Origin of the sequence: Burkholderia sp. AU45251, assembly GCF_030482905.1 — a bacterium.
In the GTDB taxonomy this organism is placed as follows: domain Bacteria; phylum Pseudomonadota; class Gammaproteobacteria; order Burkholderiales; family Burkholderiaceae; genus Burkholderia; species Burkholderia aenigmatica.
In genome coordinates, this window is the sequence record NZ_JAUJQH010000003.1 from 342,554 (window position 1) to 362,919 (window position 20,366).

Sequence of the window (20,366 nt, forward strand, 5' to 3'; positions counted from 1 at the left end):
AGATGAATAACTTGCACAACACGAATGGCCTGATGCGCTTCGCGAAGGTGGCGGCCGCGAGCACCCTGCTCGCGACGCTGCTCGCCGCGTGCGCAGTGGGCCCCGACTACAAGCGCCCGGATGCGCCGACGCCCGCCGCGTTCAAGGAAGCGCCGACGCTGGCTGCCGGCGAACAGGCCGGCACGTGGAAGACGGCCGAGCCGGCGGACGGCGCGCATCGCGGCGAATGGTGGACGGTGTTCGGCGACCCGGTGCTCGATTCGCTCGAGACGCAGGCGCTTGCCGCGAACCAGAACCTGAAGGCCGCGGCCGCGCGGGTCGAGGAAGCGCGCGCGGCGACGCGTTCGGCGCGCTCGCAATGGTTCCCGCAGATCGGCGCCGGCTTCGGGCCGACGCGCGAAGGGCTGTCGTCGGCGTCGCAGTTCCAGCCGCAGGGCACGGGTCCGACCAATGCGACGCTGTGGCGCGCGCAGGGCACGGTGTCGTATGAAGCCGACCTGTTCGGCCGCGTCGGCCGCAACGTCGAGGCGTCGCGTGCGGACCAGGCGCAGAGCGAAGCGCTGTTCCGTTCGGTGCAGCTCGCGCTGCAGGCGGACGTCGCGCAGAACTACTTCGAACTGCGCCAGCTCGATTCCGACCAGGACCTGTACCGCCGGACGGTGGAGCTGCGCGAGCAGGCACTGAAGCTCGTGCAGCGTCGCTTCAACGAAGGCGACATCAGCGAGCTCGATGTGTCGCGCGCGAAGAACGAGCTGGCGACCGCGCAGGCCGATGCGGTCGGCGTCGCGCGCCGGCGTGCAGCGTCCGAGCATGCGCTCGCGATCCTGCTCGGCAAGGCGCCTGCGGATTTCGCGTTCAAGGAAACGCCGATCGTGCCGGTGGCGGTGAAGGTGCCGCCGGGCCTGCCGTCCGCGCTGCTCGAACGCCGCCCGGACGTGTCGGCGGCCGAACGTGCGATGGCGGCCGCGAACGCGCGGATCGGCCTCGCGAAGTCGGCGTATTTCCCGAAGCTCGACATCACGGGGGCGTTCGGCTATGAAGCATCGACGCTCGGCAGTCTGTTCATGTGGTCGAGCCGCACGTTCCTGCTCGGGCCGTTCGCGGGCACTGCGCTGACGTTGCCGCTGTTCGACGGCGGGCGTCGTGCGGCCGGCGTGCAGCAGGCGCGTGCGCAGTACGACGAGCAGGTCGCGAATTACCGGCAGCAGGTGCTCGTCGCGTTCCGCGAGGTCGAAGACAATCTCGCCGACCTGCGCCTGCTCGACGACCAGATCCGCGCGCAGGATGCGGCTGTCAACGCGTCGCGGCGCGCGGCGACGTTGTCGCGCACGCAGTATCAGGAAGGCGAGGTTGCCTATCTCGACGTGATCGACAGCGAGCGCTCGGTGCTGCAGTCGCAGTTGCAGTCGAACCAGTTGACCGGCGCGCAGGCGGTGTCGACCGTGAACCTGATCCGCGCGTTGGGCGGTGGATGGGGGGCGGCGCCGGCGGCGACGGCGGTGGGGGACGCGGCGACGGGGAAGGCGGAGGTGGCTGCGCGGTGAATGTGAATGGCGGTTGATGAGTCGGTTGTCGACTCTGAGGCAAAGAAGAACCCCGGCATGCAGGCTTAGGCCTGCGTGGCCGGGGTTTTTTATGGTTCATTGCGGATTTACGGGGGGAGCGTCGGCGTTCGGCCATCAAGGGTCGCCAGCGCTCTGACATCGAATGGCTGAAGTTTGTCGACGAGTGGACGAATGAAAGGAGGGGCGCACGCCCGGCATTTCGGCCGCGTCAGTCCCTGTGCATTTTCCGGATTTTTTTCGGCACCCGCGCGGCTGATTTTCAGAAAGGCGTTGGATATCGTTCGTTTCGTTGCCGTGGTGGCAACAACACTCCAACCTCAGAAAGGGAAAATCATGGCTAAATCAGGCGCAAAATCCGCTACTCCTTCGGCCGGGACGGGGCGCACCCCGATGACGCAGGCTGCTGCATCACGAATCCAGAGCGCGACGGCGCGAGCGAACGGCGGCCAAGTGCCCGCTGGTTCGTTTTCGGCGCGCGCGAGTAGCGCCGCGGCAGCCAACGTGCAATCGGGCTCAGGGGGCGGGAAGTAAGGCAATCTGTTTTGCCCGCATACCCCGCGCCGGTGGATATCCGGCAGCGTCGAAGCGGGTAATGATCGCGATGGAATGTGCGCGCGCTTCCAACGGTAGGTCTTCCGTGCTGGCGTGCGCGCTTAAAGGATCGACGACAAGTGTGAGAAAAATAGCGCTCTGCGGCGCATACCGACCAGGAGTCCAGCATGACCACGAAAAAGACAGTTCCACCTCCTTTTCCTCGTCTCGGCGAGGTGTACCGTGCGATGGCCGTGGCACTCGGCACGAAAGACAGCAATTCACAGGTTGACGAACTCGCCCGCCGTGGCGAGTTCGACTGGTCCTTGTTGCCGACACTCGCCGATGAGCTATTTATCGCGCCGCTGAGAAAATACGTTGACGCAGACTTCGGAGAGTTTGTCCGGCCGTGGTTCGGGCACATGCATACCAGCTACATCGGCTTGGTCTCAAGATCCGCAATCGAGAGCCTGACGCGCGAGGAGACCTTGCCCATCCTCATCGAACATTACTTCGTGCCACACGGCCTGAACGTGATCTACGCGATTCAGAGGGAATTGGGCGGTCCGGATCCGATGACGTTCCTCGACCCGGACCGACACCCGGTCGCGGCGGTGATGGAATGGTTAGAGATGAACGAAACGAACTCGGTCGCTCGGCTCGCATACGACCCAACGTCGAGCGATATTGATCGGAACGAGACCGAGAAATGCAGAAAATGGCGCAAGGGGCTTGACCTCCCGGATCAGCAAAGCATCGTCCGGCTGGCCGCAGCGCTGAAGGAAAAGGGGGCCATGCGTGAAGGGAAAATCAAGCAGGTCCGTCGATGGCTGTTGCTCGCGCGGGCGGTAGCACACTTTGAGCGCGCCTCGGGTATGCCGATCAGGAACATGATGCGGCGGCATCTTCTACTGGGGATGCCGGACGGCAAGATCCGCGAATCCCTAGAGGCCGCGGTTGTCGCAAGTCTTGACCGGTTTTCGGCATCGATCGAACTGGGGCAAGGCTTACACGATCGGCTTTTGCGAACATCCTCGAAGGAACCCGGTGAGAAGGAAAAAGCGAAAGCTGACCTCGATCAACTCGAGCAGATGTTATGCGCGTCTCCGGGGGATGACCGATTCGACTTTCAGGTCGACTGGTTGAAGGCCCGGTGGCATATGCTCTCGGCGGACTACGAACCGGCGCTTTCTCACTACGAGGCTGCAGTACGGGGGGCAAGCTATCGAGCCGGAGAAAAACAGCGGTCGCTAGTCACGGAGGTGCTTGCCGTCGCAGCGCACTTGGGAAAGAAGACCGTGCTTAAGAGGCTCAAGCACCTCGGGGTGGTCTTTGGACTATTTGCGAGCCCGCGCGAGGACGTTCTTGAAAACTGGGAGATCGAGCAGTTTCGTCAACAATTCGGGCGGTTGTTTCCTGCAGCCGGTCGGTTCCAGGAGGCATCGAGAGAAGAGGAAATCACCCTTCCATTTCTTGTGCTGGACGCTACTGAGACGAAGAAGCCGGACATGCGCAATCCGGACCGGATCGTTACCGTTAGGGCGGCGGACGGGCAGATCAGGCGTTGGACGCAACTTCGGCGTTTTGTGTCCGAGGGACAGTACAACTCAGTTGAGGCCTTACTCAATGCGGGAGCGTCGGTCGATATCCTTGATGACAGTGGAGCGTCCGCGTTGCTGGTCGCAATCCAGGGTGCAATGACAAGCGTGGACCAACGCGTATTGAACGCGCTCCTAAGGCGTCCGCATTCGGCTGCCACGATCAACAGCGTTACTGCTAAGAAGCGACTCACGCCTCTTTTGTGCGCTGTCGATCTGGGCGAGCCCGTCGTGGTCGAAACACTTCTGTCCATGGGTGCAACGGCTGATTTGAGAGCCGACGTCGCGGACCAGACGCCCCTGTACTATGCGCTCTCCAAGGTAGCGATTGTAAAGAACCCGGATGTCCTGCGCGCTAAGCTGCAGCGTTCCTTCTCAGAGGCTCCGGACGAAATGCAGCGCGAGGCTTTCCGGCGATACAACGTCAGCTTAGCCGGCACCTTCGGCGACGGAGGCGCTATTAGGACCCTGCGTGATGATCCGCGCTATGCGGAACTACTCGAGAGATGCTTGGACGCCCAGGTGGCGGAGCAGTCAGCGCGGCATACACTGTCAAACCTACTAAGCATCATTGAATCGTTGCTGGTCCATAAGGCGGATCCTAACGCACCTCACCGCTATCCCGCGCCGGGTCGAACCCCTCTTATGCTCGCCGCGGAGAGTGATTGCAAGGAGGCTTTTGACCTGATGCATCGATTCGGTGGCGATCCGCTCCTGCGCGATGCGCAAGGGATGAATTGCCTGAGCATAGCTGTCGCCTTTGGTTCGGTGGATGTATCAGCGAGTGTGCGCGCCGCATCACAATGAGCTGAAGCCTGCGTACCAGGTATCGATTCTGAGCTTGCCGGGATGGTCGGAGAAGTTCGCTGACCAGTCACCCGATTTCCTACGGTCTATCGGCTGTTGTGGGTCGCCAAACGACATCCACGGAAATCCACGAAGCCCCTTTTTTATTGCATCACTACGTATCGGCTCAAGTTCCGCACCCCACACCGCAACTAACGGTCAGCCCCGCCAACCCCCTTCCAACGGTGCGACGGCATCCCGCCGCGCACCGCCCCCCGCATAATTGCCGCCAGCAAATCGCGCGGCAAGCTACCGCGCGATCGCGCTCGCATCAACCGCTTGCGCTTCACCACATCACACGCCTTCGAACGCATCCCCCATCGGCCGCGTCCGCATTCCGCGTGCGAGCCGCGTCCACGGCAGGTCTGCCGGATCGGCCTGCATCGGTCCCGGCGCCTTGGCAACCAGCACCGCGTGTGCGATGTCCTGGAAGTCGGCGCGAAAGTGCACCGAACTCTTGTTGACGAGGATCTTCATCGCTTCGGGCTCGACGCCGCCCACGCGATAAAGATTGCGATCGAGCATCTGGGCCTTGCCGGCGCTCACGACGATGCGCACGCCGTCGATCCGCAGGCACGCTACCGGCCCGACGTCGGCCTGCATGCCGTTCATCATCGGGCCGTCGTAGCGGCACACGCCGTCGGATAGCGCGACGACCTCGAAGCATCCGCGAAACGGTTCGTCGCCCGGCACGCCGGAGCCGCCGAGCGACAGTTCGACGCGCGCACCGACACCGGCACGCCACGCCGCTGCGACGGCCGCCGGATCCCATAGCAGGCCCAGCGCCGCATCCTGCGCGCCATGGCGAAGGAGCGCGCGAAGCAGGCCGGTCGTATTCGAATCGCCGCCCGCACCAGGGTTGTCCTGCGTGTCGGCGATCACGACCGGCTTGCTTGCATCCGCCGCGAGCCGCATGGCCTCGAGCACGGCATCGTCGGGCGTCAGGAACGGCACCTGCCACTTCGCCTCGTCGGCCAGCATCGTGTCGTACAGCGTCTGCACGGCGGTATCCACCGCGTCGGTGTCGCCATATCCCCAGATGACCGGCCCGCACTCCGGGAAGTCCGCCGCCGGGAAGCCCGGCGCGAACGACAGCGAAACCACGCCGCCGGTCTCCAGCGCCGCGAGTTGTGCGTACAGCGTGCGTGCGGGATCGAGCAGCGTGCACATCCCGTTGATCGGAATCAGGAATGGCAGGCGTCGCGCCGCGCGACGCAGCGGCTTGCCGCCCGCGAGCAGGCGTTCGAGCAACGCGGCCGCGCGTTCGCCGGTTTCGGCCATGTCGACGTGCGGATACGTGCGAAAGGCGACCAGCGCGTCGGCGCGGCTCAGCATCCGGTCGGTCACGTTCGCGTGCAGGTCGAGCGACGCGATCACCGGCACGGCCGGGCCGACCGCGTCGCGTACGCGCTCGAGCAGGGTGCCTTCGCCGTCATCGGTGTGCTCGGCGACCATCGCGCCGTGCAGGTCGAGATACACCGCATCGCAGCCGCCGCGTCGCGCCGCATCGACGATCTCGATGGCGATGCGTTCGAATGCGTCCTCGGTGACGTGCGCCGACGGGCTGGCGCCGGCCCAGATCACCGGCAGCACGTGCCAGCCGCGCCGCTCCGCCGCGGTGATGAAGCCGCCCGCCGGAATGTTGACGTCGCGCAGTGCGAGCACGTCGGCGCCGCGCACGAGCGCCGGAAACCCCTCGCCGCGTTCGAAGTTGGCATACGCGGCCTTGGTGGGTGCGAAGGTATTGGTTTCGTGCTGGAAGCCGGCAACCAGGATGCGTTGGGTCATGACATGGATTTCAGTAAGACAGTGGACGAATGCGGCACGTGTGCGTGATGCCGGCCGCGCGACAGGTCACCGCGTCGCGACGGGGAGGCGGTTCATGATCAGCGTCAAGGCGCCGGCGACCATCAAGGCGACGATCACCAGCAGCCCGGCCTGCATGCTGCCGGTCGCGGTGCGGATCTCGCCGATGACGGTCGGGCTGAGGAAGCCGCCGATCAGGCCGATCGTGTTGATGAGCGCGATACCGCCGGCGGCCGCGTTGCCAGTCAGGTATTGCGACGGGATCGCCCAGAACACGGTATAGGCGGCCCACGTCAGCGCCGTCGCGATCGTCATGCAGACGAGCGATATCGCGAGGTTGCCGTCGGAGAAGGTCGCGGCGGCCAGCGCGGCCGCCGCGACCAGCGCCGACACCGCGCTGTGCAGCCGGCGTTCGCCGCGTCGATCCGAGCGTCGGCCGATCACGAGCATCGCGCCTGCGGCCGCGATATACGGAATCATCGAGTAGAAGCCGATCTGCATCGTGTCGGTCACGCCGTTCGCCTTGAGGATCGACGGCAGCCAGAAGCTGACCGCGTAGATCCCGCAGATCATCGTGAAGTAGGCGAAGGCCAGCAGGTAGACGCGCGGGTCGCGTGCCGCCTGCCCGAACGCATGGTGGCCGGCCGCGGGCGTGTGCAGCTCGGATGCGAGCAGGCTTTTTTCGCGGTCGGTCAGCCACGCCGCATCGTCGGGCCGGTCGGCCAGCACCTTGAGGACGAAGAGGCCGAGCAACGCGCACGGCAGGCCTTCGACGACGAACATCCATTGCCAGCCGGCCAGGCCGTGTGCGCCGTCGAAGGCGGTCATCAGCCAGGTCGACAGCGGCGAGCCGACGATGCCGCCGATCGGGCCGGCGAGCATCACGACCGCCATCACGCCAGCCATGCGCCGCGTGCTGTACCAGTACGTCAGGTAGAAGATCATCCCCGGCGCGAAGCCGGCCTCGAACACGCCGAGCAGGAATCGCAGCACGTAGAACGAGGTTTCGTCGCGCGCGAACATCATGGCGGCCGACGTCAGGCCCCATAGCACCATGATCCGGCTGATGGTCTTGCGTGCGCCGATCCTGGGCAGCAGCAGGTTGCTCGGAATCTCGAACAGCACGTAGCCGAGAAAGAAGATGCCGGCACCGAGGCCGTACGCGGCGTCGGAGAAGCCGAGCGCGCTCTGCATGTGCAGCTTCGCGAAGCCGATGTTCACCCGGTCCAGATAGGCGAACGTGTAGCACAGCAGCAGGAGCGGCAGCAGGCGCCAGTTCAGCTTGCGATACAGGGCCTGCACGGGGGCGCTGTCCTGGGCCGCCGGATGGCGGAAGGAGGAAACGGCGGACATATCTGTCTCCGGTGACGTGGGCGACTTGCAACAGGGATCTTGGTTGCTGCATCGTCGGAGAGACGAAAAAGCAGAGCAAGAGCAACTTCCATGAGCTAATGTTGCTCAACAGGCAACACACTGCGATGAACCGGAATCCCCATGCGCGAACTGAACCAGCGCCGCTTGCGCTACTTTCATGAAGTCCTGACCCACGGCTCGATCCGCGGCGCAGCCGACAGCATCAACACCGCGCCGTCGGTGATCACGCGGCAGATCCGGCTGCTCGAGGAGGAAATCGGCGTCGAACTGTTCGAGCGCCAGGCGCGTGGCGTGCGGCCGACCGAGGCTGCCGCGCATCTGCTCGAATACTGGCGCGGTTGCCGCTCGCAGCAGGAACTGTTCGAGGAGCGGTTGCAGGCGCTGCGGCGGCTGCAGTCCGGCCAGGTGCGCATCGTGACCAGCGAAGGCTATGTCGACGTGCTGATGGACGAGGTGCTGACCGATTTCTGCATGCGTTATCCGAAGCTCGACGTGATCGTCGACGTGCTGCCCGTCAACAACGTGCTGCAGGAGGTGGCCGAGAGCCGCGCGCATATCGGGCTGGCGTACAACCCGCCCGCGCATCCGGAGATCCGGTATCTCGCGACGTCGTCGCAGCCGGTGGTGGCGCTCGTCCACGCGGGCCATCCATTCGCGGTACGCGGCGGCGCGGTGCGCGCGCACGAGCTCGGCGCGTATCCGCTCGCGCTGATGCCGCCGGCCTTCGGCCTCGGTCAGGTTGCGCAGATGCTCGCCTATACGGAGAACCTGCCGATCCGCCCGACGCTGACGACCAACTCGCTTGCGGTGCTGCGTCATTTCGTCAAGCGCCATGAAGGGGTCACGCTGATCGGCGCGTTTGCGGCCTATCGCGAGCTGGAGAGCGGCGAACTCGTCGCGCTGCCGATCGAGCATCCGTTGTTCGATTCCGCGAAGGCGCGCCTGCTGGTGAAGATGGGGCGGCCGCTCGGCGTGGCGGCCGACACGTTGCTGAACTGCTTGCTGCACGACATGAAGATGTTCGCGACGGCGGATGGCGCCGGCCGGAACAAGGCGGCGACGCGGAAGCGGGCGGCCCGGCGCACTCGATAGTGCGTGCCGGGCCGCCGCATGCAACGATCAGGTGGCGTCGCGGCCCGCCCGCAGCGCGCGAAGCAGTTCGCTCGCCGCCTTGCCGAGCCCCGTGTGTTTCGGCCGCCGCAGGTACACGGGCAGCGGCAGCCCGTTGCGGATGTTGGCGAACACGAGCGGCGCGAGTTCGCCGTCGGCGACGTATCGGCCGATCACGGATTCCGGCAGGTTCGCCCAGCCGTGTCCGGCCTTCACGAGCGCGATCGCGGTGGCCATGTCGGTCACCTTCCACGAGCGGTTGCCGATCAACGGCCGCACGTCGGTCAGCGGCCGCTCGGGATCGGCGATCACGATCTGCCGGAAGCCGGACAGCCGCTCGATCGCCTCGGGCTGCGCGCATTCGGCGATGGCCGGATGGCTCGGCGCGGCGACCGCGACGCGTGTCTCCGTCCACAGCGCATGGATCTGCTCCTGCGGATGCAGGTCGAGCCCGCAGTAAGCCACACAGAGATCGATGGCAGTGCGATGCAGCGCGTCGACGATCGCGTCCTGCGGCGCCGTGACGACGCTGATGGCGAGCGCCGGATACTTCGCGGCGACCGCCATCAGCGCGCGGGCGACGGGCGCTGGGTCGATTTCGGCCGCGACGCCGAGCCGCAGCGTGTCTTCGACGCCTTCCGACAGGTGCTGTGCGTGTGCGCGCAACACCTGCAACTGCCCGGCGATCGACCGCGCGTCGGGCAGCAGCGCGGCCATCGCGGCGGTCGGCGTCGGTTCGCGTGTGGCGCGGTCGAACAGCACGAGGCCGAGTTCGGCCTCGAGGTTCGCGATCGCCATGCTGATCGCCGACGGCGTGCGGCCGAGCGCCCGTGCGGCGGCGGAAAACGAGCCTTTGTCGATGACGGTCAGCAGCATGTCGATGTGGTCGCTGGTCAGCATGCGCGGGCCTCCTGTCAGAAAAATTGAAAGGACCTGACTTTTGCGGACGCATTACCCGCTGATAGTCTCGCCACCTTGTTCGATAGAAGGTGGATGGTCATGCAAGGGTGGAAGAGACGCATAGTCTACGTCGTGATGTTCGAGGTGCTCGGCATCCTGATCGCATCGTCGGTGCTCGGCATGCTGAGCGGCGCGAGCGTGGCGACGAGCGGCCTGATGGGGGTGATGATCTCGACGACGGGCGTCATCGTCAATTTCCTGTACAACCTCGCGTTCGAGGCGTGGGAGCGCAAGCGCGCGGCGACGACGCGCACGGTCGGGCGCCGCGTGCTGCATGCGATCGGCTTCCAGGTTGCGCTCGTGACGTTCCTGATCCCGCTGATCGCATGGTGGCTCGATGTGTCGTTGCTGCAAGCGTTCCTGTACGACGCGGTGCTGATCGTGTTCTTCCCGATCTTCACGTTCGCGTACAACTGGGCGTTCGACAGCGTGTTCGGGCTGCCGGATGCGGTCACGCGCAAGGCGGAGCCGGCGGTCTGGTAAGCGACGGCGCGGCGCGTCCGCAGGCAGCCGCTACAATCGCGCAAAGCATCGTTCGGGCGTGCGGGCCGCATGCCCGACGGTAATCCGTCGCGATTCATGCCCCGAACGGGCCGTTCAAACCGATGAGCATTCGAAAGACGTCGATATCCTGCGTGGCGTGGCTTGCCGGCGCATTCATCGTTGCATCGCCCGCGCAGGCGGAAGGGCCGAGGGTGCTGCCGCGCAGCGAACAGGCCGATAACGGTTACGCCTCGACGCAATTGCTGCTCAAGCCGTGCGTCGACGTGCGCAAGCTGAGCGACGACCCGGATGACGATCTGTTGAAGGCGGCTGCCGCCGCGCGTGCCGCGCTGCCGCCCGGCACCTGCGACAACGTCGTGTTGGCGGAGAAGGTGTTTACCGCGCGGTTTCTCCAGTACGCGACGCTTGCGGTGGTGGACGACCCGTGGAATATCGACGAGAAGATCGATGCGCAGAACCGGGCAATCGGGCGCTGCAAGGACACGCGATGTCTCGATCGCGAACTGGATGCCGTGATCGGTGCGCTGTCGCCGCTGTACCTGCATGCGCATCCCGTGTGGCCGCGCGGCAACGGCCTGTGCACGAGCGCGCCGGTCGATGCGCGTGCCGATCGCGCGCTGGCACCGCTCGGCACACGTGTACGCAAGGCGCTTGCCGGCGAATGCGGCGACGAAGCGGTGACTGCGCAAACCTGCGAGGGCCCGCACGGCAAGATGCTGTTCGTGAGCTGCGAGATGAGCGGGAACCAGGTCAACGCAAATCAATGGCTGTACCGTGCGCGCAAGCGCGGATTCGAACCGCTGCTGGGCGTCGACGACGGCCCGGTCGGCGTGCTCGGTACCACCTGCAACGGGTGGCCCGACCTCAAGACGCTGGCCCGGATCAGCATGGGTGAGCATCAGGCGACGTATTACCGCTACGACGGCGGCACGTACCAGCCCGTCTACTCATACACCGAAACGGGTGTCGGCAGCGACCGCAACGGCCGCGACCTCGTCGTTGCGCAGGGCGGGCCGTCCGTCCGCGTGACCTGCCGATAACGGCCAGACTGCCGCGCTGCCTCGGATCGCCTCGCCGGACGCATGGCGAATGCGCCGGCCCCCACGTATCCGCATCGTCGTTGAACGGCGAGGAGAACGGGCGGCGCAGAAGCCGCCCGGGCGCACTTACGCGGCGATGAACTCGTGCACGTAACGGTTGAACACGGCGGGGCTCGCCGCGTTCATCCCGTGCGATGCGCCGGCAACGGTTTGCCGTTGCGCATTGCCGATCCACTGCGACAGCGTATCGACGTTGTTGCGGAACATCTTCGGGCTGCGCTGGCCGTCGATCAGCAGCGTGCGGCATGCGATGTCGCCGGCCGCGTGCTGCGAGTACGCGGGCAGCGGGTCGCGCAACTGCTTCGGCAGCGTGCTCGCGTTGTCGATCGCCATCGTGCGGAAACGCGACGTGCTCTTCTTCCAGGCGCCCGGCAGGCTCACGGAATCGACGAACATCTCGAGGCCCGATTCGACGTCGCCTTGCCCGATCAGGTTCACGGCCTGCGTGCGCAGCGCGATTGCGGCGGCCGGCAGCGCGGCTTCGCGCACGCCCGGCTGTTGCAGCGGGCCGCCCGGATCGGCGAGCGTCAGCGACTCGACGAGGTGCGGATGCTGGCGTGCGACGTTGAACGCGACGCTGCCGCCGCGCGAGTGGCCGACCAGGTGCACGGGGCCGAGATCGAGCGCGTCGATGAATTCGGCGAGCTCGTTGACGTGGTTCTGCCAGCCGAACTCGTCCTGGATGCCCGCTTCGACGGCCGGCCAGTAATGGCTGAGGCTCGGCGCGATGCAGCGGTAGTGGGCCGACAGCGAGGCGAGCTGCGGATCCCAGTAGCGGTAGTCGCACAGCGAGCCGTGCACGAACACCATCGGCGCGCCGCTGCCCCGCTCGACATACGGCAGGCTGATGCCTGACGAAAGCGTCGCAAATTGCAGGTCGGGGTTCGCGAGCACGGACGGCTCGATTCGCATGTTCATCTGAAAAACTCAAAGGTGCGTCAACACGACGCAACTATGCATCACGGCGACCTGCAAGGAAAACGCATAATTTTCATCGTCACGATCAATTTTATTGATGGCTCGGCCGCAAACCCTTGTCGGAGGGGGAAGGGTGTCGATGCTTTCAATCGTCTAACGATTGGCCGTGGTGCCGGAATGGCCGGAAAAGGGGCGAGCGGGGGCCTGCGCACCGGCGCATCGCACGTTTGGAAAACGGGAAGGCCGCGAGCCGCGAAAGCGGCCCGCGTGTCAGCGCACCGTCAGGGCGGGCGCGGTCTGAAGCTCGACGGGGAGGTCGTTGTCGGCCGCGAACTGCATCGCGAAGTCGAATGCGTCCGCGCACACGGTGCGTAATTCGTCCGACACGAACAGGCATTTGGCGCCGCCGTCGACGACGGGCATCGCGAGCCGCGACAGCGCGCACGGATAGCCGGGCCGCCGTTCGCCGACGAACAGCGTGATGACGCCCGCGAGGCGCTCGGGCCAGTCGCTCGGGCGGAAGGTTTTCTGCGCGTGCGTGACGCCGCGGATCAGGTGGCCGGCGAGGCGGCCCTGTGCGGTGACTTCGATGCGATCCATGCTGTGCGTGTCCTCGTTCGCGTCATTCGCCGCCATCGGCCGCCGCGTCGCCGCGCGCGGGAATCCGCAGGTTGCGCAGCTTGTGATAGAGCGTCTTCTTCGGCATCCCGAGCGCTTCGCTTGCGTCCGCGACGTTGCCGTTGTGACGCTGCAGCATGTCCTCGATCAGCATCCGTTCGAAATACGCGAGCTGTTCCGCGAGCGTGCCGCCCGCGGCCGGCGTGCCGCCGGACGACAGCAGGCTGTCGCCGGTCAGCCCGAGCACGAAGCGGTCGGCCACGTTCTGCAGCTCGCGCACGTTGCCGGGCCACGCGTGCGTCATCAGTTCGGACACCTGCGCAGCCGTGACGACCGGCGCCGGCTGCCCGAAGCGGCGCGCGGCCGCGAGCACGAAATGCTCGAACAGCAGCGGCACGTCCTCGCGCCGCTCGCGCAGCGGCGGCAGTTCGATTTGCGCAACGTTGAGGCGATACAGCAAGTCCGCGCGAAAGCGGCCGTCGGCCGCGAGCTCGGCGAGATCGGCCTTCGATGCGGCAACCACGCGGCAGTCGACCGGAATCAGCTCGTTCGCGCCGAGCCGCTCGACCACGCGTTCCTGCAGCACGCGCAGCATCTTGATCTGCAGCGGAATCGGCATCGTCTCGATCTCGTCGAGGAACAGCGTGCCGCCGTCCGCCCATTCGATCTTGCCGATGCGCTTCTTGATCGCGCCGGTGAACGCGCCGGCTTCATGCCCGAACAACTCGCTCTCGAAGACCTGCTCCGGCAGGCCGCCGCAGTTCAGCGCGACGAAATGCGCGTCGCGCCGGCCGCCGAAGTCGTGCAGGCTGCGCGCGATCAGTTCCTTGCCGGTGCCCGTCTCGCCGGTGATCAGTACTGACACCGACGTATCGGCGAGGCGCAGGATCTTCTTGCGCACGTCGGCCATCGCGGGCGACTTGCCGAGCACGAACGCCTCGATGCCCTGCCAGTTGTTCAGTGCCGCGCGCAGCCCCTGCACCTCGAGCGTCAGGCGGCGCTTCTCGACCGCGCGCGCGACGCGTCCCGCGATCACGTCCGACGAGAACGGCTTCTCGATGAAGTCGTACGCGCCGACCTGCATCGCGCCGACGGCCGTCGAGATATCGGCATGGCCGCTGATCAGCACGACCGGGATCTGCGCATCGATCGCCATCACGCGATCGAGCAGCTGCAGCCCGTCGATGCCCGGCATCCGCACGTCCGACACGATCACGACCGGCGCGCCGGGCGCGACGTGATGCAGCGCGTCGGCGGCCGACGCGAACGCATCGACCGCGAAGCCGGCAAGCGCCACCGCCTGCTCGACGCCGATCCGGACGTTTTCATCGTCCTCGACGACCAGCACCCGAATCTCATCTTCCATGCTCTGTCCTTTGCAGCGTGGCCGCCGCGAATTCGATACTGAACTGCGCGCCGCCTTCGTCGCGGTTCGTCGCGGCGATTTTCGCGCCGAACGCCTCGACGATGCGCGACGTGATCGCGAGGCCGAGCCCGAGACCCTGGCCGCGCGGCTTGGTCGTGACGAACGGCTCGAACAGGTGCGCCAGCACTTCGGGCGCGATGCCCGCGCCGCTGTCGGCGACGGTGAAGCGCACGCGGCCGGCTTCGTCCGGCCCGGTGGCTTCGACGACGATGCGGCGCACGGGCGCGTCATGCACCGCGTCGAGCGCGTTGCCGAGCAGGTTCACGATCACCTGCTGCAACTGGCTCGATTCGGCCGACACGGCGGTGCCGGGCGCGATGTTCACGTCGAGCTGCACCCCTTCGTCGCGGATCCGCGCATCGTAGATGAGCCGCGCATGCGCGACGGCTTCGTTCAGCGACACCGCGACGCGCTCGACGTCGGGCTTGCGCGCGAAGGTCTTCAGCTCGCCGGTGAGGACGGCCATGCTGTCGACGAGCTTGCTGATCCGCTCGAGATTGGCGAGCGCCGGCGCCGGCTGGCCGCGCTCGAAGAACGTGCGCGCGTTGTCGCACAGCGTGCGGATCGCGACGAGCGGCTGGTTCAGCTCGTGCGTGAGGCCGGCGGCCATCTGCCCGAGCACCGCGAGCTTGCCTGCGTGCACGACTTCCTGCTGGGACGCGCGCAGCCGCTGTTCGGTGCGCTCGCGCTCGACGATCTCGCGCTGCATCCGTTCGTTCGCGGCCGTCAGCGCGGCCGTACGCTGCGCGACGGTCAGCTCGAGCTGGTCGTTCGCCCGGCGCAGCGCGTCCTGCGCGTTCAACCGCGCGACGATCGCCCGGCGGCGCTGGATCGCGTAGCCGGCCAGCAGTGCGGCGATCAGGAACGCGCCGGTGACGAACACGAAGGCCGTCTGCTGCTGGCGCCGCGCGCCCGCGATGTCGAGCAGCACCATCAGTGAATCGCCGGCCTGCGGCGCGGGGCGCGACATCACGAGATAGCGCGTGGTGCGGCCGCTGTGGCGCGTATCGGGGAAGGTGCCGAACCATGCGGCCGCGCTGCGGTCGCCGATGCGGCGGTACGGCAGCGCGTCGACCGTGCGGCCCGCGTATTGCCGCGACGCCTGGATGTCGCGCTGCTGCTGCGCGGTGATCGGGCGCAGCGCGGTGAATTTCCATGCGGGTTCGGTCGAGATCACGACCACGCCGTTGCTGTCGACGACCATCGCGGCGACGCCCGGCGCGCGCCACGCCGATTCGAGCGGATCGACGCTGATCTTCACGGCGGCCACGCCGATCGGCACGCCGTCGTCGCGCACCGCACTGGCGAAGTAGACGCCCGGCACGCCGGTGTTGGTGCCGATGCCGAAGAAGCGGCCGCTGCCGCGCGCGAGCGCGTCCTTGAAATACGGCCGGTACGACACGTTGGTGCCGACGAAGCTGAGCGTCTCGTTCCAGTTGCTGGCGGCGATCACGTCGCCCCGCAGGTCGATCACGTCGACCGCGCCGCTGCCCGCGTCGCGGTTCACCGCTTCGAGGTACGTATCGACCGTGTGCACGAGCCTGGGGGCGTCCTGCGGCGCGGCTTTCAGCATCGCGCGCACGCCGTCCTGCCGCGCGACCAGGCCGGGCAGAATCTCGAAGCGGCCGAGTTCGCTCTTCAGGCTCGACGCATACAGGTCGAGCCGGTGCGCGCCGGTTTCCTCGAGCGCGTCGATCGCGCGTTCCCACGCGAAATCGACGGCCGCGGCCGCGACGCATACATACAGCACGCCGGCCGAGGCCCAGCCCCACCACGGGATTCCCTTGAAGCTCTTCTGCACGTTCGCCCTCATCGAAGCCCGCAACCATCCGCACGGCGTGATGCCCGGAACGACGCCCTGAACGACGCGCGCCGCGCGCCGGCTGGGCCGGCGGCGGCGCGTGCGAAGCGGCCTGCGCGACGGTGCGCGCGGCGGCGCGTCATCCGAAGTGGGCGATCAGGATCAGCGTGACCGTGACGACGATCGCGCCGCCGATACGCGTCGCGATCTGCGCGAACGGCATCAGCTGCATCCGGTTCGCGGCGGTCAGGATCGCGACGTCGCCGGTGCCGCCTTGCCCGCTGTGGCAGGCGTTCACGATTGCGGTGTCGATAGGGTACATCTTCATCAGGCGGCCGACCACGAAACCGGTGCCCATCAGCGTCGCGACGGTCGACACGATCGTGACGACGTTGACGACCGTGAACGCGGCGGTCAGCTTGTCCCACGGCGTCATCGCGACGCCGATCGCGAACAGCAGCGGATACGTGACGGCGGTCGAGAAGAACTTGTAGACCACGAACGCGCCTTCCTGCAGCGGCGGCGACACCGCGCGCGCGAGCTTCACGAGCACCGCGAGGAACAGCATCGCGACCGGCGCGGGCAGGCCGAACAGCTTGTGCGCCATCAGGCCGACCAGGTACAGCGTGATGGCCGTGATGCCGGCGCCCGCGATGTGCGAGACGTCGACGTGGCCGCGGATTTCCTCGTTCTCGGGCGTCATGTCGCCCGATTCGCCGACCTGCAGGCGGCCGTTGCCGGTCAGGTGCGGGAAGCGCTTGCCGAGCATGTCGAGCGCGCCCGACAGGATGATCGCGGTCAGGCTGCCGAGCATCACCGGCGGCAGCACCATCGCGAACATCTCGCCCTGCGGCAGGTGCATCAGTTCCGAGTAGCCGATCGACAGCGGAATCGCGCCTTCGCCGACGCCGCCCGCCATGATCGGCACGACGATGTACAGCAGCGTGTGGCGCGCCCCGAGACCGAGCGCGGTACCGACCGCCGTGCCAACGATCGCGGCTGCGACCGAGCCGGCCGCGAGCGGGATGAAGATCTTCACGAAGCCCTGGATCAGCACGCGGCGATCCATGCTCAGGATGCTGCCGACGATGATCGACGCGATGAACAGGTACAGGAAGTTGGTCGACTTCGTGAATTCGATGGTGACGTTCAGCACCGGCTTCGGCAGCACGTGGTAGTACGTGAGCGCCGACGGCACGAAGGTCGCGAAGATCGCGGCCGCGCCGATGTTGCGCAAGAGCGGCAGGCGCTTGCCGAGTTCGGCACAGGTGAAGCCGAAGAACGCGAGCACCGCGATCGCCATCGAGATCTCGCCGGGCACCTTGCCGGTCACCGAGAAGCCGACGATCAGCGCGAGCAGGATGAAATAGACGGGCAGCGGAATGATGCCGATGCGGATTTCCATCAGTTTCCACCAGCCTTCCGGCCAGAAGCGCTCGCGCGGGGCGGCGACGGCGTCGGAAACCGGCTCCGGATGGGACGGGGTTTGGATAGAGGTCTGCAAGACGTGTCTCCTGATGTTGGTATGCCTGCATGGCTTCGCGGCATCGTGTGCCGTCTATTACGCAACCCCCGTGCCAGAAATCCGGCCTGCCGGAATATTTTTAATGCATTGATTTATAAGGAATTTTATTTGTCTGTGGAAATGGTGGCCCGACCGGCTGGCTGAGATTTCGGAATTCGCCCGGCCGCCAGGCCGAGATTTCGGCCTGGCGGCCGGCCGCGCGCCCGGTCAGGCCCCCGATCCGGCGTGGCCGCCCGCCATATCGCCGCGCGCGATTTTCTTCGCACAATCGCTTCGTAGACCGTCCCCGCGTCGCTCTCTATCATCGGCTGATCCTTTTCCGACGCGCTTGAACCTTGTCCGGAGAACGCCCGTGCGTTCGCCGCGGCGTCGCTCATCCGTCGATACCGCCTTTGGACAGGAGAGTGGTTTCCATGCTGCATGCCGTTTTTTCCGCCCGTGTTTCCGCCGGCCGCTTCGCGCGTCTGCTGGCCGCCGCCCTGCTGGGCGTCGTGCTGCTCAATGGCGCGCAGGCCGACACCGCGCCGCTGAAGGTCGGCATCGCGACGAGCCCGCAGATCGATGCGCTGAAGATCGCCGCCAAGGAGGCGAAAGCGCAGGGGCTCGACGTGAAGATCATCGAGTTCACCGACTGGAATACGCCGAACGCGGCGCTCGCGAACAAGGACATCGACGTCAACTACTTCCAGCACATCCCGTTTCTCGAGAACGCGAAGAAGCAGGGCGGCTACGACTTCGTCGCGATCGCGCCCGGCACGATCATGAAGATCGGCCTCTATTCGAAGAAGGTGAAAAGCTTCAGCGAGCTGAAGGACGGCGCGAAGGTCGCGATCGCGAACGATCCGGTCAACGGCGGGCGCGGGCTGTTGCTGCTGCAGCGCGCGGGCCTTATCAAGCTCACGCCCGGCGCCGATTATCGCGCGACGACGCGCGACATCGTAGCCAACCCGAAGCACCTGAAGATCATCCCGCTCGAGGCGTCGCAACTCGCACGCTCGCTCGACGACGTCGATCTCGCGCAGGGCTATCCGAGCTTCATCAAGCTCGCCGGCACGACCGACCCGAACAGCGCGCTGCTGTTCGACGGCACCGAGAACAAGAATTTCGCGGTGCAGTGGGTCGTGCGGCCCGACAGCGTGAACGACCCGCGCATCCGCAAGTTCATCGCGATCTACCAGCATTCGCCGGCGGTGCGCAAGGCGCTCGACAACGCGTTCGGCTCGCTGTACGCGATCGCGTGGTGACGGAGGCGACCATGACGACGGCGAACCGCAAGAAGATCCTGCTCAACGCATTCAACATGAACTGCGTCGGGCACATCAATCACGGGCTGTGGACCCATCCGCGCGACCGCTCCGCGCACTACACCGATCTCGACTACTGGGCCGACCTCGCGAAGACGCTCGAACGCGGCAAGTTCGACGGGATCTTCCTCGCGGACATCGTCGGCGTGTACGACGTGTTCGGCGGCGGCCCCGATGCCGCGCTGCGCGAATCGGTGCAGGTGCCCGTCAACGATCCGCTGCTGCTGGTGCCCGCGATGGCGCAGGTCACGCGGCACCTCGGCTTCGGCGTGACCGCGAACCTGACCTACGAACCGCCTTACCTGTTCGCGCGCCGCATGTCGACGCTCGATCACCTGACGAAAGGGCGCGTGGGCTGGAATATCGTCACCGGCTATCTCGACAGCGCCGCGCGCGGGATGGGCCTCGCGCAGCAGATCGGCCACGACGACCGCTACGAACGCGCGGACGACTACATGGACGTCGTCTACAAGCTGTGGGAGCAGAGCTGGGACGACGACGCGGTGATCCGCGACGCGCAGGCCCGCGTGTTCGCGCAGCCGGGCAAGGTGCGGCGCGTGAAGCACGACGGGCCGTTCTATTCGATCGACGCGATTCATCTGAGCGAGCCGTCGCTGCAGCGCACGCCGGTGCTGTACCAGGCCGGTTCGTCCGCACGCGGCGTCGAGTTCGCGGGGCGGCATGCGGAATGCGTGTTCGTGAACGGACAAAGCAAGGCCGCGGCGCGCGCGGCGGCGCTCGACATCCGCGCGGCCGCTGCACGGCAGGGACGCGACCCGGCGTCGATCAAGATCTTCGCGGGCGTGAGCGTCGTGACGGCGGAAACCGAACTTCTCGCGCGCGAGAAGTTCGACGAATACCGCCGCTATGCGAGCCCTGAAGCCGGCCTCGCGCATTTCGCGAGCTCGACCGGGATCGACTTCGCGAAGTACGGCCTCGACGAGCCGATCTCGTATGTGAAGACCGATTCGATCCAGTCGGCGGTCGACGCGATCTCGCGCAAGAGCACGACCGGCACCTGGACCGTGCGGCGGGTGCTCGAACAGATGTCGCTGGGCGGCCGCTATGCGCCGATCGTCGGCTCGCCGTCGCAGGTCGCGGACGAGCTGCAGTCGTGGATCGACGAGACCGGCATCGACGGCTTCAACCTGACGCGCACCGTGATGCCCGAGTCGTTCGAGGATTTCGTCGACTGGGTCGTGCCCGAACTGCAGAACCGCGGCGTCTACAAGGAAGACTACGATCCCGCGCCGACGCTGCGCGAGAAGCTGTTCGGCGCCGGCCCGCGGCTGCCCGCGTGGCATACGGGCGCGCAGCACCGGCCGGTTGCCGTGTCCGAACCCGCGCATCCCGCGCATGCCTGAACGTGACGGAGCGAAG

General features: G+C 66.4%; 15 protein-coding genes. 7 read left to right on the top strand and 8 right to left on the bottom strand.

Going from position 1 to position 20,366, the window contains the following annotated elements:
- Nucleotides 1-2 precede the first annotated feature (2 nt).
- Both opcM and QZM67_RS11255 read left to right on the top strand, forming a co-directional pair.
- The gene (gene opcM, locus QZM67_RS11250) at nucleotides 3-1,544 is read left to right on the top strand and encodes a multidrug efflux transporter outer membrane subunit OpcM (RefSeq protein WP_301802768.1); all 1,542 of its coding nucleotides are present in this window, start codon (nucleotides 3-5) and stop codon (nucleotides 1,542-1,544) included.
- A 740-nt stretch (nucleotides 1,545-2,284) separates the two neighbouring features.
- Entirely contained in the window at nucleotides 2,285-4,501 is a 2,217-nt protein-coding gene (locus tag QZM67_RS11255; protein WP_301802772.1) for a hypothetical protein, read from the top strand.
- A 333-nt stretch (nucleotides 4,502-4,834) separates the two neighbouring features.
- Here the strand turns inward: QZM67_RS11255 and QZM67_RS11260 are convergent, their stop codons facing one another.
- Both QZM67_RS11260 and QZM67_RS11265 read right to left on the bottom strand, forming a co-directional pair.
- Nucleotides 4,835-6,328 (bottom strand): M81 family metallopeptidase, encoded by a 1,494-nt coding sequence (locus QZM67_RS11260; RefSeq protein WP_301802775.1) that lies wholly within the window; start codon nucleotides 6,326-6,328, stop codon nucleotides 4,835-4,837.
- 66 nt (nucleotides 6,329-6,394) lie between these two features.
- Nucleotides 6,395-7,699, bottom strand: coding sequence for an MFS transporter (locus QZM67_RS11265; protein ID WP_301802778.1), 1,305 nt, complete (start codon nucleotides 7,697-7,699; stop codon nucleotides 6,395-6,397).
- Nucleotides 7,700-7,840: 141 nt separating this feature from the next.
- Here QZM67_RS11265 and QZM67_RS11270 point away from each other — a divergent pair, with 141 nt between their 5' ends.
- Nucleotides 7,841-8,812, top strand: a complete 972-nt coding sequence (locus QZM67_RS11270) for a LysR family transcriptional regulator (protein WP_175022867.1) — start codon at nucleotides 7,841-7,843, stop codon at nucleotides 8,810-8,812.
- Nucleotides 8,813-8,839: 27 nt separating this feature from the next.
- Here QZM67_RS11270 and QZM67_RS11275 read toward each other — a convergent pair whose 3' ends face one another.
- Nucleotides 8,840-9,730 carry a LysR family transcriptional regulator gene (locus tag QZM67_RS11275; protein ID WP_175022865.1) on the bottom strand — a complete coding sequence of 297 codons (891 nt, stop codon included), beginning with the start codon at nucleotides 9,728-9,730 and terminating at the stop codon, nucleotides 8,840-8,842.
- A 99-nt stretch (nucleotides 9,731-9,829) separates the two neighbouring features.
- Here QZM67_RS11275 and QZM67_RS11280 point away from each other — a divergent pair, with 99 nt between their 5' ends.
- A complete protein-coding gene (locus QZM67_RS11280) occupies nucleotides 9,830-10,273 on the top strand; it encodes a PACE efflux transporter (protein WP_301802781.1) in 444 nt (147 codons plus the stop codon).
- A gap of 122 nt (nucleotides 10,274-10,395) precedes the next feature.
- Nucleotides 10,396-11,334 carry a hypothetical protein gene (locus tag QZM67_RS11285; RefSeq protein WP_301802783.1) on the top strand — a complete coding sequence of 313 codons (939 nt, stop codon included), beginning with the start codon at nucleotides 10,396-10,398 and terminating at the stop codon, nucleotides 11,332-11,334.
- 126 nt (nucleotides 11,335-11,460) lie between these two features.
- On the opposite strand, the gene QZM67_RS11290 is transcribed toward QZM67_RS11285, so the two are convergent.
- The 5 genes from QZM67_RS11290 to QZM67_RS11310 form a co-directional block, all read right to left on the bottom strand.
- The gene (locus QZM67_RS11290) at nucleotides 11,461-12,312 is read right to left on the bottom strand and encodes an alpha/beta fold hydrolase (protein ID WP_301802785.1); all 852 of its coding nucleotides are present in this window, start codon (nucleotides 12,310-12,312) and stop codon (nucleotides 11,461-11,463) included.
- Between the two features lie 270 nt (nucleotides 12,313-12,582).
- Nucleotides 12,583-12,912 carry a DUF3579 domain-containing protein gene (locus QZM67_RS11295; RefSeq protein WP_301802787.1) on the bottom strand — a complete coding sequence of 110 codons (330 nt, stop codon included), beginning with the start codon at nucleotides 12,910-12,912 and terminating at the stop codon, nucleotides 12,583-12,585.
- Between the two features lie 22 nt (nucleotides 12,913-12,934).
- The gene (locus QZM67_RS11300) at nucleotides 12,935-14,296 is read right to left on the bottom strand and encodes a sigma-54 dependent transcriptional regulator (RefSeq protein ID WP_301802789.1); all 1,362 of its coding nucleotides are present in this window, start codon (nucleotides 14,294-14,296) and stop codon (nucleotides 12,935-12,937) included.
- Nucleotides 14,286-16,169 carry an ATP-binding protein gene (locus tag QZM67_RS11305; protein WP_301802793.1) on the bottom strand — a complete coding sequence of 628 codons (1,884 nt, stop codon included), beginning with the start codon at nucleotides 16,167-16,169 and terminating at the stop codon, nucleotides 14,286-14,288. The genes QZM67_RS11300 and QZM67_RS11305 overlap by 11 nt, the downstream gene beginning before the upstream one ends.
- Nucleotides 16,170-16,296: 127 nt before the next feature.
- Nucleotides 16,297-17,661, bottom strand: coding sequence for a 2-hydroxycarboxylate transporter family protein (locus QZM67_RS11310; RefSeq protein ID WP_043180896.1), 1,365 nt, complete (start codon nucleotides 17,659-17,661; stop codon nucleotides 16,297-16,299).
- A 434-nt stretch (nucleotides 17,662-18,095) separates the two neighbouring features.
- On the opposite strand from QZM67_RS11310, the gene QZM67_RS11315 reads away from it, so the two are divergent.
- Nucleotides 18,096-18,926: a MetQ/NlpA family ABC transporter substrate-binding protein gene (locus tag QZM67_RS11315; RefSeq protein WP_175022854.1), complete on the top strand. Its 831-nt coding sequence runs from the start codon at nucleotides 18,096-18,098 to the stop codon at nucleotides 18,924-18,926.
- Nucleotides 18,927-18,937: 11 nt separating this feature from the next.
- A complete protein-coding gene (locus QZM67_RS11320; RefSeq protein ID WP_301802797.1) occupies nucleotides 18,938-20,350 on the top strand; it encodes an LLM class flavin-dependent oxidoreductase in 1,413 nt (470 codons plus the stop codon).
- Nucleotides 20,351-20,366 lie beyond the last annotated feature (16 nt).